Genomic DNA, 18,737 nt, shown 5'->3' on the forward strand with positions numbered 1-18,737 from the left:
TAAAAGATATTCTTAGGCTTGTGGAACAGATTCCCAATCCTTCAAGAAACGTTCAATACCGTTATCTGTCAGCGGGTGCTTCCAGAGGGTTGGCAGAAGTGAACCTGGGATTGTAGCGATGTGTGCACCAGCAATAGCTGCTTGCTCAACATGAGCAATGTTGCGGATACTTGCTGCAATGATCTCGGATTTCAAGTTGTAGTTAGTCAGGATAGTCTTCAGATCCTTGATCAGCTTCATTCCGTCAACACCGATATCATCCAGACGACCTACGAAAGGAGAGATATAAGTTGCGCCTGCTTTAGCAGCCATCAAACCTTGAGCCGCGGAAAATACTAGTGTAACGTTAGTTTTGATGCCTTTTTTAGTAAGCTCATAACAAGCTTCCAAGCCATCTTCAGTCATAGGGAGTTTAATTACAACGTTTGGAGCCCATTCAGCAATTTCGTATGCTTCTTTAAGCATTTCTTCTGCTGTAAGTCCGATTACTTCTGCGCTTACAGGTCCTGGAACGATTGCAACGATTTCTTTGATAACATCCTTGAACAATCTTCCTTCTTTAGCGATCAGCGAAGGGTTAGTCGTTACGCCATCCACTAGTCCTAGGCGAGTAATACGTTTGATTTCTTCAATGTTTCCGGTATCCAAGAAAAACTTCATTTTAAATTTCCTCCCTTGATTTCCATATGGATTGACAAGCAACATTCATATTTACATTATGAGACATGCAAATCAAAGTTTCAACTGTTATTTTGAATATTTCAAAATAACTTTATAGAATCAGTATTACCTGTATGCGCTGAATTTCAGATAATATAAGATTGGCTTAGGCCTCCCTCCATGATAATATATAACCGGAATTGTTATTTTGGAGTGGGAGGTGGGGATGGGATGATGTATGCGATATTGGTGATTTTACTTGTGCTTGTGCTGGCAGCAGCGGGATTCCTTGCCTACCAGAACAGCAAGTTGGTGTCTAATCAGAAGAAACTCGGTACTGCATCAAGTGATCCTTCCCTTATGTATTCTATCTTTGACCAATCTAGTGCAGCTGGTGTTGAAGAACCTGAGGCCATTCCGTTATTTCAATACACTGTATTTGCGCGGTCGAATGGAGCGGTTGTTGTGAACAAGCCTGTAGCTATGATTATTTTGTGCAGAGTTGCAGCGGGAAAAGGGGATTACTTACTGGCTGATGTCGAGCGTAATATGCTTGACAAGATTAGGAGGCCAATGCCTTTGGATGCGTATTCTGAGCATAAAGCCTACTTACACAGGACGGCTAATCACACAGAAAAAGAGATGATTCTCAATCTAGAGGATGCAGTGAATTTACAATATACATAGAGTAGGGTGAAAGATATTGATTTTTTGCTCTGCGCAAAGCATAATACAAATTTGGATATAAAAAAAGAATCAAACAGCCGGAAGCAATCGCGTTTTATGTAAACACAGCTACCGGCATTGTTTGGTAAAATAATGGATGGCAGTCAGCCTTAGGCATGATATCTCCCTACGGGTGCATTAAGCACCCATTCCAGCATCATGACCATATCTTCAACTCTAGTGAGCTGAGCTTGCAGGTTATCTTGCTGTGGGCTGTTCTCTGTTAATGAAGCTAATCTTGATTCCAGAGATCTGCGCTGCAGTGTCAATTCGTTGATTTTAGATTGAATTTGGTTTTCGGTTCTCATCCGGAATCCTCCTGAACAATAGGTGATTTCAACATCATCATAGATCATTATAACGGATAACATGGGGGTAATAAAATGAGTATCAATGTTAAACAATTAGCCGCGGAAAAAGCAGTGGAATTTGTAAAAGATGGCATGAAGATCGGCCTTGGCACTGGATCTACAGCCTATTGGGCGATCAACAAGCTTGGTGAGCGCGTCAGTGAAGGTCTAAAGATTACCGCTGTAGCAACCTCCCGTGCTTCCGAAGAACAGGCGCGTGAACTTGGGATTCCAATCGTAGCTTTTGGAGATATTGATAGTCTGGACCTGACCATTGACGGGGCGGACGAGCTGGATAGTAGTCTACAGCTTATTAAAGGCGGCGGCGGCGCGCTGCTTCGGGAGAAGATTGTTGCGAGTAACAGTACTCGTATGATCGTTATTGCTGATGAGAGTAAAGTGGTAAACACACTTGGCAAATTCCCGCTGCCTGTGGAAATTGTTCCTTTTGCATGGGAATGGACTGTGGCTGAACTTGCCAAGCTGGGTTGCAATCCTGAATTGCGTCGTAGCGGAGAAGAGCTGTACAAGACAGATAACGGCAATTACATCGCAGACTGCCGGTTCGAAGTCATTGAGTCCGCACCGAAGCTGGCACTGACCATCCAAAGTATTCCGGGAGTTGTGGAACACGGCTTATTTATTGGAATTGCAGCAATGGCTATTGTGGGTAAAAAAGATGGAAGCATTGAAATTATAGAAGTTAAACCGGGTAATTGATCATTCGTAGATCTGGAGAATCTAGCAGATTACGGAAGCTGAGAGCATTGACACGGATAGGGCTGACTCTGTATAGTGCTACTGTTATCTATTGGATGTTTATCGGTTTTGGGCGAGAGATCCATACAGGTGGCCCGCTTCAGTACAATTTGATTCCATTACGTACGGTGTCACTTTATTTCGACATGAATAACGGGGTATCGCTGATCAGCCGGTTTGTGAATCTGCTTGGAAATGTTGTTGTGTTTATCCCATTTGGTATACTAATTCCACTTGCAAAGACACGGCCAATTTCTTGGAAAAGAATCTCTTTATATGCTGTTCCTTGCATCCTGCTTTTGGAGTCTCTGCAAATGCTGCTGCATGTCGGAAGCTTTGATATTGATGATCTATTGTTAAACATGTTAGGGATTTGGACAGGTTACTGTATGTTTCGAATCGGGTACAGAAGCAACAGAGAAGGAGGAATGTGAACAATGTTGGTAGATCTTAAATCCCTTATTGGTTCGCCTGAGGTGAACGAGCTGTTGACGTATGCGGTCATAGATGACCCCAACGCGTTGGAGCAGACATCGTCTGAGTACAGCGAACAAGCCGGGCTGCAGTTATATGGCTGGGAAGAAGAAGAACTCCTGCTTGGTCTTGTAGGCTTCGAAGAAACCGAAGACGGTTCTTTGGACATTCGGCATATTGCCGTCTTGCCAGAGAATAGAGGGAAAGGTTATGCGCGGGGGATGATTCTGGAGCTGCTCGCTACTCGTCAGCCGCGTTATCTGGTAGCTGAGACTGAGGATGAAATCGCCGCAGATTTTTATCGCAGTCTAGGGTTCATGGTGTACAGCTTAGGAGAGAATGAAGCCGGAATTGAAATGTTAAGATGTGTATACGAAGTTGAAGAGACCGAGGATGAGGACTAAAAAGTCTTTGAAGGTCATAAAATGGCAGGTCGAGAGGAATCTCGGCCTGTTTTTTTTGCGTTTTGCCTTTAAATGCCCGAAAAAAAGCCAATTGACTTTTATAAAAGCAGGTATTATAGTTTGACAATGAAACTGTTCGATAGTTGAACTATATTTTGGAGGTAGGAAGCTTTGGATAACGAAGTGCAACATTGGATCAATCGCTACATGGATGCTTATTTGATTGTGACAAGACAAGTAGCAGCAAGAATTAAAGATAGTATTGCTGCGGAGACAACGAATGATCAGTATCAAATTCTTCGATTGATTAATGCTCAGGAACAATGTACGTCTACATATCTTGCTGAATCTTTTTGCGTGGGTAAAAGCTCCATTACTGCAATCATCAACAGATTGGTGCAAGCGGGTATAATCGAGCGAACTCGTGACGAGAATGATCGCCGCCAGGTGTATTTGTCGATGTCTGAGCACGGAAAAAAAGTTTTTGAAGCAGCGGAGACGCAGGTACATGAAGTGATTTCCCCGTATTTGTTTCATTTTGAAGAGAAGGATATTGAAATGTTCGTCATGATGTTCGAGAAGCTGGCGAATTTAATTCAGAATGATGATGGAGGGAAGAATCCATGAAGACGATTCTAAAAGCAAGATGGGCGGTTATCGCAATCTGGCTCGCTGTGGCCGTAGTTTTGGTCATGACGGCCCCTTCGTTCTCTGATCTTGTACGTGAGAAGGGGCAGGTTACTGTACCTGATGGCTATTCCTCATCTAGAGCGGCAGAAATCTTAAAGGAAGCGGCGAATGATAAGGGCGGAGAGACACTGCATCAGGTAGCTCTTGTATTCAATAATCCAGAGGGAATCGGAGCCAATGAAACAGCTAGTATCCAGCAGGGCGTTGAGAAGTTGGCTGCGAATAAGGAGACGCTGCAGATCGATTCCATCACCGATCCTTTTTCACAAAGTGAGCTTAAGGATACGTTGATTGCCAAGGATGGCAAGACGATAATGGTGGCGTTGTCTATCAAAGGCGGAGGAGAGTCTGTCACCGCACTTCCTGATAAAGTGGATGAATTACTCACAGATGTTAAGGCGGATCATTATTTAACCAGTGAGGGTTTGATTACTGAGGATATGATTGCTAGCTCGGAAGCCGGGCTTAAGAAATCGGAATATATTACGGTAGTCTTTATTTTACTTATCCTGTTCGTGGTATTCCGTTCGTTCGTGGCACCGTTTGTTCCGCTACTGACGGTAGGACTCAGCTATATTGTTTCTCAGTCCGTTGTGGCTTTTTTAGTGGACCGTTATGATTTTCCATTATCTACATTTACTCAAATCTTTATGGTTGCGGTCATGTTCGGGATTGGTACGGATTATTGTATCCTGTTAATCAGTCGTTTTAAAGAAGAAATGATGACAGCAGAAGATACCAAAAGTGCTATTATTGCAACCTACCGTAAGGCTGGGGGAACGGTGTTCTATTCCGGACTTGCGGTATTCGTAGGTTTTGTAGCGATTGGATTATCCAAATTCATTCTGTATCGCTCGGCGGTAGCCGTTGCCGTGGGGATTGCGGTTATGCTGCTGGCGCTTGTAACCATAGTTCCATTCTTCATGGCGGTACTTGGCAAAAAGCTCTTCTGGCCTTCACGCGGGAAGCTGGAGCACAGTGAGAGCCGTATTTGGGGAGCAGCAGGTTCTTTTTCCTTAAAAAGACCATGGGCCGCGCTGCTAATTGTTGCAGTAATCGTAGCTCCGTTCCTTGTTACCTATAGCGGAAAGCTGTCCTTCAACAGCTTGGAGGAAATTGGCTCAGAATATGCCTCGGTAAAAGGATTTAACATCATTTCGGATAGCTTCGGGCCGGGTGAATCCATGCCTGGCAAGATCGTAATCAAAAATGATGATCGGATGGATACTTCAGAATATCTTGGACTTGCAGAAAAAATCAGCCGCGAGCTGGAAAAAGTGGACAGCGTAAAATCGGTGCGCAGCATGTCTCGTCCAACCGGAGAGCTGATCAGTGATTTCTTAATCCCGAATCAGGTGGGGACTTTATCTGACGGTCTGGATCAGACCAGTGAGGGACTGACCAAGATTCAAACGGGATTGTCTGAAGCTAGTAAACAGCTGAGTGAAAATGCACCTAAGCTTACAGAGGCTGCTCAAGGCAGCGCTAAGCTGACGGAAGGCACAGCAGAACTGAAAGATGGAATCGTCGCGTTAGGCGATGGGCTGGCACGTATTGAGAGCGGAATAAAAAGCGGCTCAGCTGGTGCAGGAAAGATCAAAGCAGGACTTCAACAGGCAGCTGCTAGTGCCAAGCAGCTTGCGGATGCCAATACGAAGCTGCTGGAGGGATATAAAAAAATCGGCAGCGGTTTAACTGCGCTGGATCAAGGGCTTGGGCAGCTTCCGCAGCAGCTGCAAGGTGTGGCAGAAGCGTTGAAGGGACTGGATGGTTCTTTTAATGGTCTTGAGAGCAGTTATCCGGAAATTCTGCAGGATGTTAATTATCTGACCATTAAAGGCACCGTAACGCAGAGTGGTACTGGGGCAGCTCAGCTGGCAGCGGGTCTTGGGCAGATCTCAGAGCAGCTTAAAGGAGCAGCAGCAGGCTTAAATGAGGCGAATGCTGGCTATGCCAAAGCTTCGGCTGGGCAAACTGCACTCGCACAAGGTTTAGCTAAGCTTGTTGCGGGCATCGGTCAGCTGCAATCTGGGCTGGAGCAGGCCGCAGCAGGTCAAGGACAGATCGTAGATAAAATTCCATCCATTACTAGTGGCCTAGATCAATTGCAAGGTGGACAGCAGCAGCTTGCGGATGGGTTTGGTCAATTAACAGGGCAGATAGGAGCCTTAACTACTGGATTAAGCGACAGTGCAAACGGATTGGAACAAATTACCAGTGGGCTGGGCTCTGCACAAGATTATTTGAATCAGATTCAAGCGGCTAAGGATGATGAGCTGAGTGGATTCTTTGTACCGGCTGAGGCTCTTGAAGCTGAAGGCATAGAGCAGGTATTTAATACCTACTTGTCTGACGACCGTAAGGTAATGACGCTGGATGTAGTATTCACTGAGAATCCATATAGTTCAGAAGCTATTGACAGTGTTGATGATATTCAAGCAGCAGTAGATCGTGCAGTGAAAGGTACGAAGCTGGAAAATGCAGAGTCTGCAATCAGCGGGGTTACAAGCAGCCAGAACGATTTGCGTAATATTTCCAACGAAGACTACACACGTACAGTAATCTTGATGCTGGGTGGGATCTTCATTATCTTGGTGTTGCTGCTTCGTTCAATCGTAATGCCGATTTACCTTATTATTTCTCTTTTGATTACTTATTTTTCAGCATTGGGTGTTACAGAGGCTATATTTGTTCACCTTCTGCACTTTGAAGGGATTACCTGGACAACGCCATTCTTCAGCTTTGTTATGCTGATTGCACTTGGAGTAGATTATAGTATTTTCTTAATGGCCCGCTTTAACGAATATAAAACTTGGGATGTGCGGGAAGCGATCCTGCATGCTATGCGAAATATGGGAACAGTCATTCTTTCGGCGGTAGTTATTTTGGGCGGTACCTTCGCTTCGATGTACCCTTCAGGCGTATTGTCGATGATGCAGATTGCAACAGTGGTGCTTGTAGGATTGGCCTTGTATGCACTAATCTTCTTGCCGTTTTTTGTTCCTGTTATGGTACGGATCTTCGGCCGTGGGAACTGGTGGCCATTTGCGGTCAAACAAAGTGGAGAACCCACTAAACAAGATGTAAACATGTAATCACTCTACACAGCAAAAAACCTCTAGTGTTTGCCTAAATAAATAGGCGGCTAGAGGTTTTTTTGTGAAAATATAAGTACAAAGTTTATTTCATTTTGGCAAAAAAGCTACGTAACGCCCAGCCGCGTTCTTGCCGTTTTTTATATTTGGGTAGCGAACGGTAGATGGCGGTGGATTCGTCGAAAGCACGTTTAGCATCCTCAGTTCTGCCCAGTGCTTTGTACATGGAGCCGGCTAAATAATAGGCTTCACTAGAGGAAGACTGAATCTCTTGAAATTGAGTAACGTAATGCAACGCTTTATCGTGATTTGTATGGCGGAAGGTTTCCGCTAACCGAAGATATGGCTGACCATATTGGGCTTTTCGGTTAATTTCTAGACCTCGAAGCATCTGATCTTCGCCTTCTTCCAAAGCGCCCAGCTTAAGATTCACATGACCCAGCTCCACCCAATATTCGGCAGATTGTTCGTAACGGTCTTCGATCTGTAGCAGGATATCCTTGGCTTCCTTGTATTTTTTACGTTCTGACAGATTCCGGGCTAAATCAAATTTTGCAGAAACATCATTTGGATTCAAAGATACTGTTGTGCGCAGCTTGGAGATTTGCCGCACCCGTTTGAAGGGCTTTGTTATACTAGGGAAGATTCCCACGTATCGCCGATCTAAGAAATACAAGATAACAAGCAGGATGAATAAAGCCAGAAAAGGGTTGCCCACTAATCTGAAAAGCATCATAATACCTATAAATTTAAGCATGATTTCCCTCCATGATCATTTGGTTCCGGTATTGCGGTTGAATAAGAGTAGATCTAAGGCAGCGTAATTATATCATAATTCAAACCAATCTGAATCCCGGGATTTAAGATAAACTACAACTTTTGTCAGCTTTATAGCGTCTTAGTGTAATAGAAATAATAATTACAATAATATCATAAGAAGGGAAAATCAAGATGCACTTATTTTCAAGGAAGCTAAGGCTGTTTAGTTTGTTGGTTTGTTCAAGTCTGGTGACTGCATTGTCTGTCCCTCAAGTTATAAGTGCAGCTCCATCACCTGGGAAGTTGGGTGGGATTAAGGAGATTGTTGCTTCGCCTGGTTTTTGGGGTGGAAGCTCTTTTGCGGTGGGAACTGACGGAGATGTTTGGTCCTGGGGGAGTAATGTTTTTGGTCAATTTGCTAATGGTACCGCCGGGCCTGAGGGGTGGACGATTACTCCCCATAAAATAGCTGGGCTTGAACATACGAAACAGCTGGCGATCGGCGAAGCGTACTATGTAGCGCTGAACGAAGACGGTACGGTTAAGGCTTGGGGAGATTATCGGGATAAGAGTGTAGCAGAAGCTGGCAATGGGGCAAGTGCTAAACAACACAAGGTTCTGCTTCCTCAAGGGATCTCAGGAATGAGTGATGTGGTTAGTATATCGTCAGGATTGCATAGTGCATTAGCTTTGAGAAACGATGGAAGTCTACTCCAGTGGAATCCTCCAGAAGCTTCAGATGTGGGCTATACAGAGCTGCCTGCTGCCACTAAGGTACAGGGTTTGAGCGAAGTGAAGTGGATCGGAAGCAGTATTTATCATGCCGCCATTCGAACTAACGGTACGCTGTGGATTTGGAGTGCTATCCCGCAAACAGAGAACACGAATGTGATGAAGAAACCGACCCCAGTTAAGGATCTATACCATGTAAAGTCCGTCTCTATGAGCGATCGCAGTATACTGGCTTTAACCGAGAGCGGGAGCGTCTGGGGAACAATTGACAGCAATAATTATAACGAAGTCACGATGAGCAAGATGCCAGGTCTTACGGATATTGTATCTGTCCAGACGAAAAACGGGTTCAATCTTGTTGGCAATAAAAAAGGAGAATACTGGGTATGGAAAGCTGGTACCTCACTACAAGGTCTGCAAAAGATTACAGCCGTAAAATCGATCTCAAAACTTACGCTGGATTTAGACAACTTTGCAGCTGTTAAAAAAGATGGCACCGTGTGGACTTGGAGTACCCAACCAACAACCGACAACCGTTTAGTTTTTACGCAGCCTAAGTTAATAAAAGGATTGAGTGATCCTGTTTCTTTTGCCATGGGTGAGAATAGTAAGTATGCAGTCCTGAAGGATGGAACAGCTGTGGCTTGGGGAACAAATAGGTTTGGTCAACTCGGAATTAGCGCTGTTGATTCACGTCCTTTTGCTATATCTCCTATTTTAAAGCCTGTTACTGTAATTGTAGATGGTCAAAAAATGGATTCCGCACAGTCTGCTATTTTTATGGATGGAAGTGTAAAAGTACCGATTAGGGATGTAGCAGAAAGTCTGGGATATACCCTGTCTTTGGAGGGGGAACTGACGTTGACGAAAGCTGGGAAGAAAATTTCATTACCGTCAGCAGAATCCATTAAAGTAAGCTACACTTCTCTAGTGCCAGCAGCGGCTTTGGCCAAAGCTACAGGTCTATTTGCGGAGTGGAATAGTACGCTGTACCAATTAACATTACAAACAAAAAGATGACTTACATTTAACACATATATTAATATTCTGAGGTACAATAAGTGAATTAATCTCAATTTCACCATAATAACCAGTCTGGAGTGATAGGAATGGCTTTTACAATATGTGTGTTTGCCGGATCGAATCCAGGTCTTAACTCTGAATATACGGAAATGGCTAGGGAATTAGGTTATCATATAGCGGCACAAGGCTGTAGGTTGGTCTATGGAGGTTCGCGGAATGGCCTTATGGGACAGGTTGCGGACGGGGTACTCGCTAATGGTGGCGAAGCTGTAGGAATTATGCCAGTGGATCTTTTTCAAGATGAAATCAGACACTCCGGATTGACGAATCTGATTGAGGTCTCCAGTATGCATGAACGTAAGGCGGTAATGAGCGGTATGGCGGATGCTTTTATTGCTTTGCCGGGAGGTCTTGGAACCTTCGATGAGCTATTTGAAATTCTGTGCTGGATGCAGATTGGTATTCATCAGAAGCCTATAGGGCTGCTGAATGTTCGAGGTTATTTTAATCCACTGCAAGCCTTGATCTCCCATAGTGTGGCTGAAGGTTTTGCACCAAAAACTGCACTTCAAATGCTGCATATGAACTCAGAACCCGAATATCTGCTTGAACTGATGAGAGGGCGAGTGGATCATAATAATGATGAGAAGGGGAAAGCAAGGTTCCCGTCTCAGCGCTAGATTCAAGGTTTCCACTGCTCTAAGGTGCGAATAATTGGTTTTGGTTTAGCACGCTATTCAAAATAAGGACGCAAACACTTCACGGTGTCTAGGTCCTTATTTTTTTTCTTTTTGTTAAATCATTTAGTAATAGGGGGAAGGCTTATGATTCGAAAATTAGGCTTTGCGGCTGACGACCGTCTGTTAATAATTAATGCCGACGATTTCGGAATAACTAAAGGAACTAATGAAGCTATTGTTAACTTATTTGAAGGAAAAGCTATAACATCCATATCTATTATGATGCCTTGCCCAGACTCAAATGACGCTATGAAGATAATTAATTGGAAAGGAATAAAGAATATTGGAATTCATCTAACGCTAACGAGTGGCGAGAAATATCCGTATCAACCAGTATTCAAAGAAAAAATCTTGAATAGTTTAATTACGGGGGAAGGGTATTTTCATCAAGATGCCACTCTTCTGGAAAGAAACGCTGCTGATGACGAGATTAGAATAGAGTTAGAATCGCAAATCCAAAGTGCAATCGTACAAGACATTGATCCAACTCATCTGGATAGTCATGGGGGGAGTATTATGGGGTTATACACTGGGCGAGATTTTTTAGAAATAATATTTGATTTGTGTGAAAAGTACCGCCTGCCCTTTAATTTACCTATTAGGATACTAGAACAACCCTTTTTTAATAATAATCAGTTGAAATTGTTTCAAAAAAGAATTTCTTCAGCAAAAGAAAGGGGGATTTTATTAATCGATGATATAATTTCTCTTCCTTACTGTTTTTACCCTGCTGCAGATTATAGCAAAATGAAAATGAGATTAACTGAATTGTTAAAGAATTTAAAACCTGGTATAACACAGTTAACTATACATCCATCTAAAATAACAGATCAATTAATAGCAATAACGAAATGCTATACAGAAAGAGAATTGGAATATCGTCTTCTAAATGATATTGAAATTAAGGAATTGATTATTAATGAGGAGATTAAACTTATTTCGTGGAAAGACATACGTGATTTACAAAGATGTATTTAGCATATTGTAAAAGCTGCACTTTTTCATTTTTTAATATGAATCTGATAAAACTGTTTATACTTTGGAGAAGCTGGGTAAATAAGCCGTAAGTAACCAAGCAGAAATGCAAATTTCAGGAACATCACGGAAGGAGGTTGAAATCCAATGAATGTGATCGTACATAATCTTATGGCTTACAATCATCAGTTTTTTAGACCTCAGCCCGTGGTCAATCCCAAGCAAGGAAAAGCAGACAAGAAGAGAATGAGTTTCCAGGAAGTTCTGAATGAGAAAATGAAAGCGTACAGCACCTACAACAAAAATTAAAGATGAAAGCTATACCCTATGTCTGTTAAAGAAAGCCGGAACGCGATGATCCTAGAGATCATTGCATTCCGGCTTTCTTTAGGGTCTAACCTCAAAAAATTCGCAGCTCTTGCGTGAGTAGTAAGTCAGATCACTAACTCTAGATTGAATAACAACATCGAAATCAGTGAAGCGGACAACGGTTGCTCCTGAATTTACTAAATGATCGTCCTGAAATACACGAACAGGTAATTTGCGGTCAACGGCTTCTTGGAAATCGCTGTCGCTTAGCAGCGGGCGGTTAATGGGCATGGGAAATAACTCCTTTGATCATGTAATGAAGTAAGAAATAAAAATAGTATACCTGCGGAAGCACAAGAAATCCAATTTAAGATGAAGTACAAGTATTCTGTGAGGAACATATTTGGACGAAATTTTATATTCCCTCCTTAGACATAACATAGATATGAATGGTTTCGTAATTATTTCCACCATAAATCGGAAGTTTACCTCCTCAAAAAAAGAATTTAAACCCTGTACACTAATTCTTGTAAGAGAAACCTTTGAAAGGGGTACAGGGGAATGAATAAAGTAAAACACTTGGCGCTATCGTTAGTCGCTATCATGCTCGTAGGTTCACTGGCAGCATGCGGAGGCAACAACGCCGAGAACAACAACACATCAAACAAAAATGCAGGTAACAACGCAGCAAGCACAAGTGAACCTACTAAGGATGAGGGAACAGAACCGGCTGAGAAAATCGAACTTTCTTTCTGGACGCTGGGCAACGTGAACTACGAGGATTTAGCGAAGGAGTACACTAAGGAGCATCCAAACATTACGATCAAAGTGCAAAATACCGGTGACCAAACCGCTCACCATAATAATTTGACCACTGCTTTGTCGGCTGGATCGGGTGCGCCTGATATTTTCCAACTTGAAATCGGTTTCATGGAACGTTTCATCAACGCTCAGGACAAGTTCTATAACCTGAATGATCTGGGTGCCAAAGATATTCAAGCCAACTATCTGGATTGGAAATGGAAACAAGCTTCTTCCGTAGATGGCAGCTTCCAGCTAGGTCTTCCAACAGATATCGGCCCAACGGTTGTATATTACCGCACAGATTTGGCTGAAGAAGCTGGGCTGCCAAGTGATTCAGAAGGATTCGGCGCTGCTATTGATACTTGGGATAAGTTCGCAGCTGTTGCCAAAGCTTTTAAAGATAAAACAGGCAAACCATTTGTAGACCTTACGGATCTTACCTTTAATGCTTTGCGTGACCAATCTGCCGATGAAATCTATTTCAGCAAAGCTGATGGCAGCTTTATCGGAGATACCAATCCGCAAGTCAAAAAAGCTTATGATTTCACGGTTAAAGGTATTCAAGAAGGCTGGATCAGCAATGTTATGCTCTGGTCTCCTGAATGGGGTCAAGGCATGAACGACGGTTCATTTGCAGTAGTTATGGGACCAGCTTGGATGGCGGGAAATGTTAAGAGTAATGCTCCAGACTCCTCTGGCAAATGGAAAATTGCTCAGCTCCCTGAAGGTGCTGGTAACTGGGGTGGCTCGTTCCTGACGCTGCCAAAAGAAGGCAAACACTCGAAAGAAGCTTATGACTTTATCGCATGGATGGATAACAAGGAAAACCAACTGGAATCTTTCAAAACCAAAGGCCTTATGCCTTCTATTCCTGCCCTGTATGAAGATCCTGCATTCGTAGATTTCAAAGATGATTTCTTCGGTGGACAACAAACCGCTGTAGAATTCGGTAAAGCAGCAAACCGGGTAAAACCTGTATACTACGGTCCGCTTCATGACCAAACCGATACTTTCTTCAAAAACGCATTGAAAAATGTGTTGGAGAAAAAAGCAGATCCGACCAAAGAATGGAACGAAGCAGTAAAACAAGCGAAAACATTGGCTGAACGCAGCTAAGATTTCAAGCTTATGAAATTCAATTTCTAGAAGGTCCGGATTCATAGAGTGAAACAGTCTCTGTGAATTCGGATTTACACGTTAGATTACCTGGAGGTGTGACATGGCACAACCTGTTATTTCAAGTCCGCATGCCGAGAGCAAGCGCCGCTTTTTAACTGAACAAAGAAGGAGCCGCATCACTGCTTACACGTTTATCTCGCCCTTTTTTATTCTGTTCTCGATATTTGGACTATATCCGATCTTTTTCACGATCTATCTCTCGTTCTTTAAATGGGATGCCCTGAATCCTATGAAATTTGTAGGATGGAAAAACTATGATCTGGTCACAAGTGATCCGACCTTCTGGATTTCTTTTAGCAACACTTTAATTATGGGGCTTATGGGTACTGTTCCACAGATATTACTAGCTCTATTGATTGCTGTTTTGTTGAATTCGGCGATGACTCGCTTTAAGAAGACGTTCCGGGTTTTATTTTTTATGCCTAATATTACGTCTATCGTTGCGGTTACGCTCGTGTTCAGCACACTGTTTGGCAACAACGGAATGATCAACTGGATTCTAAACGGCTTGGGACTGGATAGTATGGCCTTCAACTCTGGCTGGTGGGGCGTTAAAATCGCCATTTCTACGATGGTAATGTGGCGCTGGACGGGATATAATGCCATTATTTTTCTATCAGGCTTGCAAAGTATCCCTACGGATCTATATGAAGCGGCACGTATTGACGGTGCGAACAGAAGACAACAGCTAACCTTTATAACGTTACCGCTATTGAAGCCATTCATTGTATTTGTTACCTTGCTTTCAACTATAGGTGCCTTGCAGCTGTTCACTGAGCCTTATGTATTTTTGGGCCAAGCGGGAACTGGATCTACACGTCAGGAAGGAATCACTATGGTTACTTATTTGTATAGCGAAGCATTCCGCAACGGATTTTTTGGTACGGCAGCAGCTACGGCAGTCTTGCTGTTCCTGGTCACGATTATTTTCTCTGTCCTCAATATGCTGGTCTCAAATCGCATGGGTGGAGATACGGGAGGGGGTAAAGCGTGAGTACGCTGCGTGTATTTAAAAAAGATCCGGATGATCTAGGGATCATCGGCAAGTTAGGATTTTATCTGCTGTTGATTGTTGGTGCGCTCGTGTCCATCTTTCCTTTTTACTGGATGTTTGTAGTTGGCACTAATGACAGAGGCGCAGTATTCCATGTGCCACCTTTGCTTACGGTTGGAGACCAGTTTTTTGAGAATTTCCAGCGGGTACTGGACAAAACAGACTTCTTTCAAGCCTTGGGCAACTCTTTATTTGTCTCATCTATGGTTACAATATCAGTCGTGTTTTTCTGTACACTGGCAGGTTATGCCTTTGCCAAATATGAATTTCCGTTTAAAAATTTTCTGTTCTACTTTGTAATTGCTACATTATTTGTGCCACAGCAGCTTGGTGTATTACCTACTTACGTAATTATGGCCAAGCTCCACTGGATAGACTCTTTCAAGGCACTTATTGTTCCGGCGATGGTTAATGCCTTCGGGATCTTCTGGATGCGGCAGTATATCACTACAGCTGTACATACGGAATTGATTGAAGCAGGTCGGATCGATGGCGGCGGACATTTCCGGATCTTCTGGAACATCGCTATCCCGGTCATTACTCCAGCTATGGCTACACTAGGTATACTGAATTTTATGACCGTTTGGAATGACTTCTTCTGGCCTTTAGTGGTACTGAAGAATCAAGAGCATTTCACAATTCAGATTGCGCTCCAGCAGCTGTTCTCCAATCGCGATGGTCTAGACTACGGAATGATCATGTCAGCAACATTTACGGCAACCTTGCCACTGCTGATTGTATTCCTGTTATTTAGCCGCTGGGTGATTGCTGGACTTACTTCAGGAGCTATTAAGAGCTGATCTTACTTTTTGATCTTTACAGGGAATAGGCGGTTTTGTGAAGAATACTAGAGGACAGAGACAGCAGGGGGAAGGGGAATATCATGAAACTCCGCCGTAAAATCTTGTTCGCTATTATTCTTCTCGTCTTTATTCCGGTTATTCTGATGGGGATCGTCACTTACGTTAATTTTTCTAATGCAATGGAGAAAAAATCAAGCAACTTCTACTGGATTTCACTGCTTGAAACGGATCGAAAGCTTAAATTCGCGCTTAGTGAAATCACCTCGATCACGAATTCAAAAATTACGCAGCCGGTTGTTCAGCAATCACTGAAGCAGAAGAACTTTGTAATCACTTATGATCGAAAGCAGGAGCTTAGCAGTTATCTCATTGATCATCCAATGATTACTTCATTTAGTTTTTATAGTAAAGATCGTTTAATTTATCAATACAATGCATCGATGTCTTTTGAGGACTTGAAGAGACAAAGCTGGTTTGACGCGATGGAAGGCGCCGAAGGGCGGCCCGTGTGGTCAGGACCGGGAGAAAATGGCTCGGAGATCTCCGGCAATCCGGTACTTGTACAAGCAAGAGTAATCAAAGATTCATATTCTCTCGAAGATATCGGATATCTGGTTGTTAATGTAAAACCTGATTTATTGGATCAGATTTTCTGGGAAGCAGCAACCCTCAAGAAGGGGGATATTTTGCTGGTCAACAAGCTAGGCAATATCGTTTTTAATAAATCCGGTGAACATATTGGACAACGCACAGAGTTCCCCTTTTTACAGAATGATTATGCTAAGGAACATGACTATTACATCGACAACTATCAGGGGGAAAAATCACTCATAACCTTCCTACCTTCTCATAATGCAGCCTGGTATTTAGTAGCCATTACACCTATGAATCTCATCTCGTCAGAATCTGTATCCATCCGGAATATTGCGATTATTTTAAGTACAGTTTCGCTGTTGTCCGCCATTTTGTTCGACCGCTATTTCGTACGGAGGCTCGTTCATAGTATTAATAGTGCGGTTAACGGGATGAAGCGGGTGAAGCAAGGGATATTTACGCCGATCACTACACCCTATCGTGCTGATGATGAAAGTGATTTGCTGATTGATGGCTTTAATCGGATGAGCACGCAGATCAATGAGCTGCTTGTGCAGGTGGAGACTGAGCAGGGACGTAAGAAGGAAGCAGAAATGCAAGCGCTAATGGCGCAGATTAACCCTCATTTTATTTATAATTCACTCGAATCGATTAATTCGATGGCAGTACTGCAAGGCAATAAAGATATTAGCAAAATGGTCATCTCACTCGGCAAGCTGCTGCGAATCAGCATCAGTCAGAATCAGGAGCTGATTCCGCTGCATATGGAGTTCGAGCATGTCCGTCATTATTTGGATATCCAGAAGTTTCGTTTTGAAGATAAATTCTCTTATATTATAGATCTTTCGGATGGTCTTAGGACGTTCATGACACAAAAGCTGATCGTTCAGCCGATTGTTGAGAATGCGCTGTATCATGCGATTGAGCAGATGGAGGACCCAGGGATCATTGAGATTACGGCCTATGAAATGGGCATGGATATGATGATTATCGTAAAAGATAACGGCCCCGGCTTTGACCTTGCCAAGATGATGAGTCTTTGGGATAACGAGGGAAGTGCTCAGAAGAAATACAGTGATAGCGGCGTGGGGCTTAAAAATGTGCATGAACGCTTGAATATTCGATTCGGCAGTCCATACGGCATACTAGTGTGTTCATCCCCCGGCTTTGGTTCAACCATCCGAATCCGAATACCAAAAATACTGCCGTAATCGACCATACGAAAAGAAAGGGGGAGAATGTTATCAAAAAATGGTTATTGAAATGGGGCTGGATGTGGTTATATCTAGTGCTGATTTCGGGTGCGGTTTTATTTATAACTTTAGGAAAGCAAGAACCCATTGAAGATGATTCACCAGAGAAAATCACATTAACTTTCCGTCATTTCTGGATAAAAGAGCATGATCGGCCACTGTTGACTATTTATGAAGATATCGTGGACAAATACCAGTTAGAGCATCCAAATGTGAAAGTTAACTTTGAAGGTTTAGACCAGACGTTGCACCGTGACCAAAAGCTGAAGAACGAGATGGTTACTGGCACCCCGCCAGATATGTTTGTTTTGTTCGGTGGAGCGGAAATTGAGCCCTATGTGCGCTCTAAGCGTCTGATTGATCTGACGGATTTCGTCCGGGAGAATGCGCTAACCAATCAATTCAAGGATCTGGATCTCTGGACCTTTGACAACCATATTTATGGCTTGCCCATTGAAGGGAATGCTGAACCTTTATATTTTAATAAAACCATATTCGAAAAGCTGGGTTTGAAGCCGCCAGAAACGCTGCAAGAGCTTGATGCTGCCATACTAAAGCTGAAGTCGGCAGGATATATTCCATTTGCACTTGGCAACGAGGATCGTTGGCCCGCAGGGATTTTTGCACATTATTTAATGGATCGTTATGCCGGCGCTGACTTGATCGAGAAGCTGATCACTGGTGAAGATCAAGCCAGCTTTCAGAATGAGGCGTATTTAAAGGCTTTTCAGCACTTGGAGCAATGGATCAAAGAAGGTGCCTTCAGCACGAAATCGAATGCGTTATCCACAGAAAATGCGGTGGGACTATTTACGAGCGGCAAGGCTGCGATGTATCTGAACGGAAACTGGGATATCAATTTATTTGCCGGAACAGCAGCTCCTACGGATTTTCAAAATGAGGTAGGTGTTATTCCGTTTCCCACATTGAAGAAGGGGGAACAACCTTCGATTGCCGGCGGTTATACATTTGGCATCGGCCTTTCCTCCGAACTAAGCGGAGCGAAGCGGGAGGCTGCGCTCGATCTCATGAAAGCTTTTTACACCCAGGAGGTTCAGACTCGGATTGTATATGAAGGGTTGAGAATTCCGTCTATGCGCATCGCCTTTGATCCTGAGAAGACAGGACCCGTATTCGCGCAAGTCATGAATATGATGGAAGTTAACCGGAAGAGCTTTGTCCCTTATGATAATGTATTGTCACCAGAAGTGAAAAAAACGTTCCTGAGTGTTATAGAACAGATGATTAACGGAGAAATGTCTGCTGAGCAAGCGTTAAAGCAAGTGCAGGCATCCTCCATTCAATACTGGAATTTGATCCAAAGCTCAAGTGTACAATGATCCTGGAGGTGCAG

General features: G+C 43.2%; 19 protein-coding genes. 15 read left to right on the top strand and 4 right to left on the bottom strand.

All coding sequences use genetic code 11. The annotated features are described in order from the left end of the window. Positions 1 to 12: 12 nt before the first annotated feature. A complete protein-coding gene (gene fsa / locus NSQ55_RS12495) occupies positions 13 to 660 on the bottom strand; it encodes a fructose-6-phosphate aldolase (RefSeq protein WP_036686257.1) in 648 nt (215 codons plus the stop codon). Positions 661 to 891: 231 nt separating this feature from the next. Between fsa and NSQ55_RS12500 the strand changes: the two genes are divergently transcribed. Then, complete coding sequence (locus tag NSQ55_RS12500) at positions 892 to 1,347, top strand: hypothetical protein (RefSeq protein ID WP_339173651.1); 456 nt, start codon at positions 892 to 894, stop codon at positions 1,345 to 1,347. A 149-nt stretch (positions 1,348 to 1,496) separates the two neighbouring features. Here NSQ55_RS12500 and NSQ55_RS12505 read toward each other — a convergent pair whose 3' ends face one another. Continuing rightward, positions 1,497 to 1,694 (bottom strand): hypothetical protein, encoded by a 198-nt coding sequence (locus NSQ55_RS12505; protein ID WP_076183447.1) that lies wholly within the window; start codon positions 1,692 to 1,694, stop codon positions 1,497 to 1,499. An 81-nt stretch (positions 1,695 to 1,775) separates the two neighbouring features. Between NSQ55_RS12505 and rpiA the strand changes: the two genes are divergently transcribed. The 5 genes from rpiA (at position 1,776) to NSQ55_RS12530 (ending at position 7,158) form a co-directional block, all read left to right on the top strand. After that, complete coding sequence (gene rpiA / locus NSQ55_RS12510) at positions 1,776 to 2,456, top strand: ribose-5-phosphate isomerase RpiA (RefSeq protein ID WP_339174496.1); 681 nt, start codon at positions 1,776 to 1,778, stop codon at positions 2,454 to 2,456. Between the two features lie 47 nt (positions 2,457 to 2,503). After that, positions 2,504 to 2,929 carry a VanZ family protein gene (locus tag NSQ55_RS12515; RefSeq protein ID WP_339173657.1) on the top strand — a complete coding sequence of 142 codons (426 nt, stop codon included), beginning with the start codon at positions 2,504 to 2,506 and terminating at the stop codon, positions 2,927 to 2,929. A 3-nt stretch (positions 2,930 to 2,932) separates the two neighbouring features. Beyond that, positions 2,933 to 3,373, top strand: a complete 441-nt coding sequence (locus NSQ55_RS12520) for a GNAT family N-acetyltransferase (RefSeq protein ID WP_076125920.1) — start codon at positions 2,933 to 2,935, stop codon at positions 3,371 to 3,373. Positions 3,374 to 3,544: 171 nt separating this feature from the next. Continuing rightward, a complete protein-coding gene (locus NSQ55_RS12525; protein ID WP_038570382.1) occupies positions 3,545 to 4,000 on the top strand; it encodes a MarR family transcriptional regulator in 456 nt (151 codons plus the stop codon). After that, the gene (locus tag NSQ55_RS12530) at positions 3,997 to 7,158 is read left to right on the top strand and encodes an MMPL family transporter (protein WP_339173662.1); all 3,162 of its coding nucleotides are present in this window, start codon (positions 3,997 to 3,999) and stop codon (positions 7,156 to 7,158) included. Before NSQ55_RS12525 ends, NSQ55_RS12530 begins: the two co-directional genes overlap by 4 nt. 85 nt (positions 7,159 to 7,243) lie before the next feature. Here NSQ55_RS12530 and NSQ55_RS12535 read toward each other — a convergent pair whose 3' ends face one another. Then, on the bottom strand, positions 7,244 to 7,915 hold the full coding sequence (locus tag NSQ55_RS12535; protein ID WP_076218208.1) for a tetratricopeptide repeat protein: 672 nt from the start codon (positions 7,913 to 7,915) through the stop codon (positions 7,244 to 7,246). A 194-nt stretch (positions 7,916 to 8,109) separates the two neighbouring features. On the opposite strand from NSQ55_RS12535, the gene NSQ55_RS12540 reads away from it, so the two are divergent. From NSQ55_RS12540 to NSQ55_RS12555, 4 genes are all read left to right on the top strand, one after another. After that, complete coding sequence (locus tag NSQ55_RS12540) at positions 8,110 to 9,669, top strand: hypothetical protein (RefSeq protein ID WP_339173665.1); 1,560 nt, start codon at positions 8,110 to 8,112, stop codon at positions 9,667 to 9,669. 89 nt (positions 9,670 to 9,758) lie between these two features. Then, positions 9,759 to 10,352 carry a TIGR00730 family Rossman fold protein gene (locus tag NSQ55_RS12545; protein WP_076125930.1) on the top strand — a complete coding sequence of 198 codons (594 nt, stop codon included), beginning with the start codon at positions 9,759 to 9,761 and terminating at the stop codon, positions 10,350 to 10,352. A 144-nt stretch (positions 10,353 to 10,496) separates the two neighbouring features. Beyond that, positions 10,497 to 11,390, top strand: coding sequence for a polysaccharide deacetylase family protein (locus NSQ55_RS12550; RefSeq protein WP_339173667.1), 894 nt, complete (start codon positions 10,497 to 10,499; stop codon positions 11,388 to 11,390). Between the two features lie 144 nt (positions 11,391 to 11,534). Then, positions 11,535 to 11,696 carry a hypothetical protein gene (locus tag NSQ55_RS12555; protein WP_172628809.1) on the top strand — a complete coding sequence of 54 codons (162 nt, stop codon included), beginning with the start codon at positions 11,535 to 11,537 and terminating at the stop codon, positions 11,694 to 11,696. Between the two features lie 78 nt (positions 11,697 to 11,774). Here the strand turns inward: NSQ55_RS12555 and NSQ55_RS12560 are convergent, their stop codons facing one another. After that, positions 11,775 to 11,987, bottom strand: coding sequence for a hypothetical protein (locus tag NSQ55_RS12560; protein ID WP_076125931.1), 213 nt, complete (start codon positions 11,985 to 11,987; stop codon positions 11,775 to 11,777). Positions 11,988 to 12,257: 270 nt separating this feature from the next. Here NSQ55_RS12560 and NSQ55_RS12565 point away from each other — a divergent pair, with 270 nt between their 5' ends. From NSQ55_RS12565 to NSQ55_RS12585, 5 genes are all read left to right on the top strand, one after another. Continuing rightward, positions 12,258 to 13,616: an extracellular solute-binding protein gene (locus tag NSQ55_RS12565; protein ID WP_076125933.1), complete on the top strand. Its 1,359-nt coding sequence runs from the start codon at positions 12,258 to 12,260 to the stop codon at positions 13,614 to 13,616. A 103-nt stretch (positions 13,617 to 13,719) separates the two neighbouring features. Further along, positions 13,720 to 14,673 carry a sugar ABC transporter permease gene (locus NSQ55_RS12570; protein WP_036686279.1) on the top strand — a complete coding sequence of 318 codons (954 nt, stop codon included), beginning with the start codon at positions 13,720 to 13,722 and terminating at the stop codon, positions 14,671 to 14,673. Beyond that, a complete protein-coding gene (locus NSQ55_RS12575) occupies positions 14,670 to 15,533 on the top strand; it encodes a carbohydrate ABC transporter permease (protein ID WP_038570403.1) in 864 nt (287 codons plus the stop codon). The genes NSQ55_RS12570 and NSQ55_RS12575 overlap by 4 nt, the downstream gene beginning before the upstream one ends. An 83-nt stretch (positions 15,534 to 15,616) precedes the next feature. Continuing rightward, a complete protein-coding gene (locus tag NSQ55_RS12580) occupies positions 15,617 to 17,341 on the top strand; it encodes a sensor histidine kinase (RefSeq protein ID WP_076183461.1) in 1,725 nt (574 codons plus the stop codon). 62 nt (positions 17,342 to 17,403) lie between these two features. Continuing rightward, positions 17,404 to 18,723, top strand: coding sequence for an extracellular solute-binding protein (locus tag NSQ55_RS12585; RefSeq protein ID WP_076183887.1), 1,320 nt, complete (start codon positions 17,404 to 17,406; stop codon positions 18,721 to 18,723). Positions 18,724 to 18,737: the final 14 nt, after the last annotated feature.

The organism is Paenibacillus sp. FSL H7-0943 (assembly GCF_037963265.1).
GTDB lineage: Bacteria > Bacillota > Bacilli > Paenibacillales > Paenibacillaceae > Paenibacillus_AQ > Paenibacillus_AQ odorifer.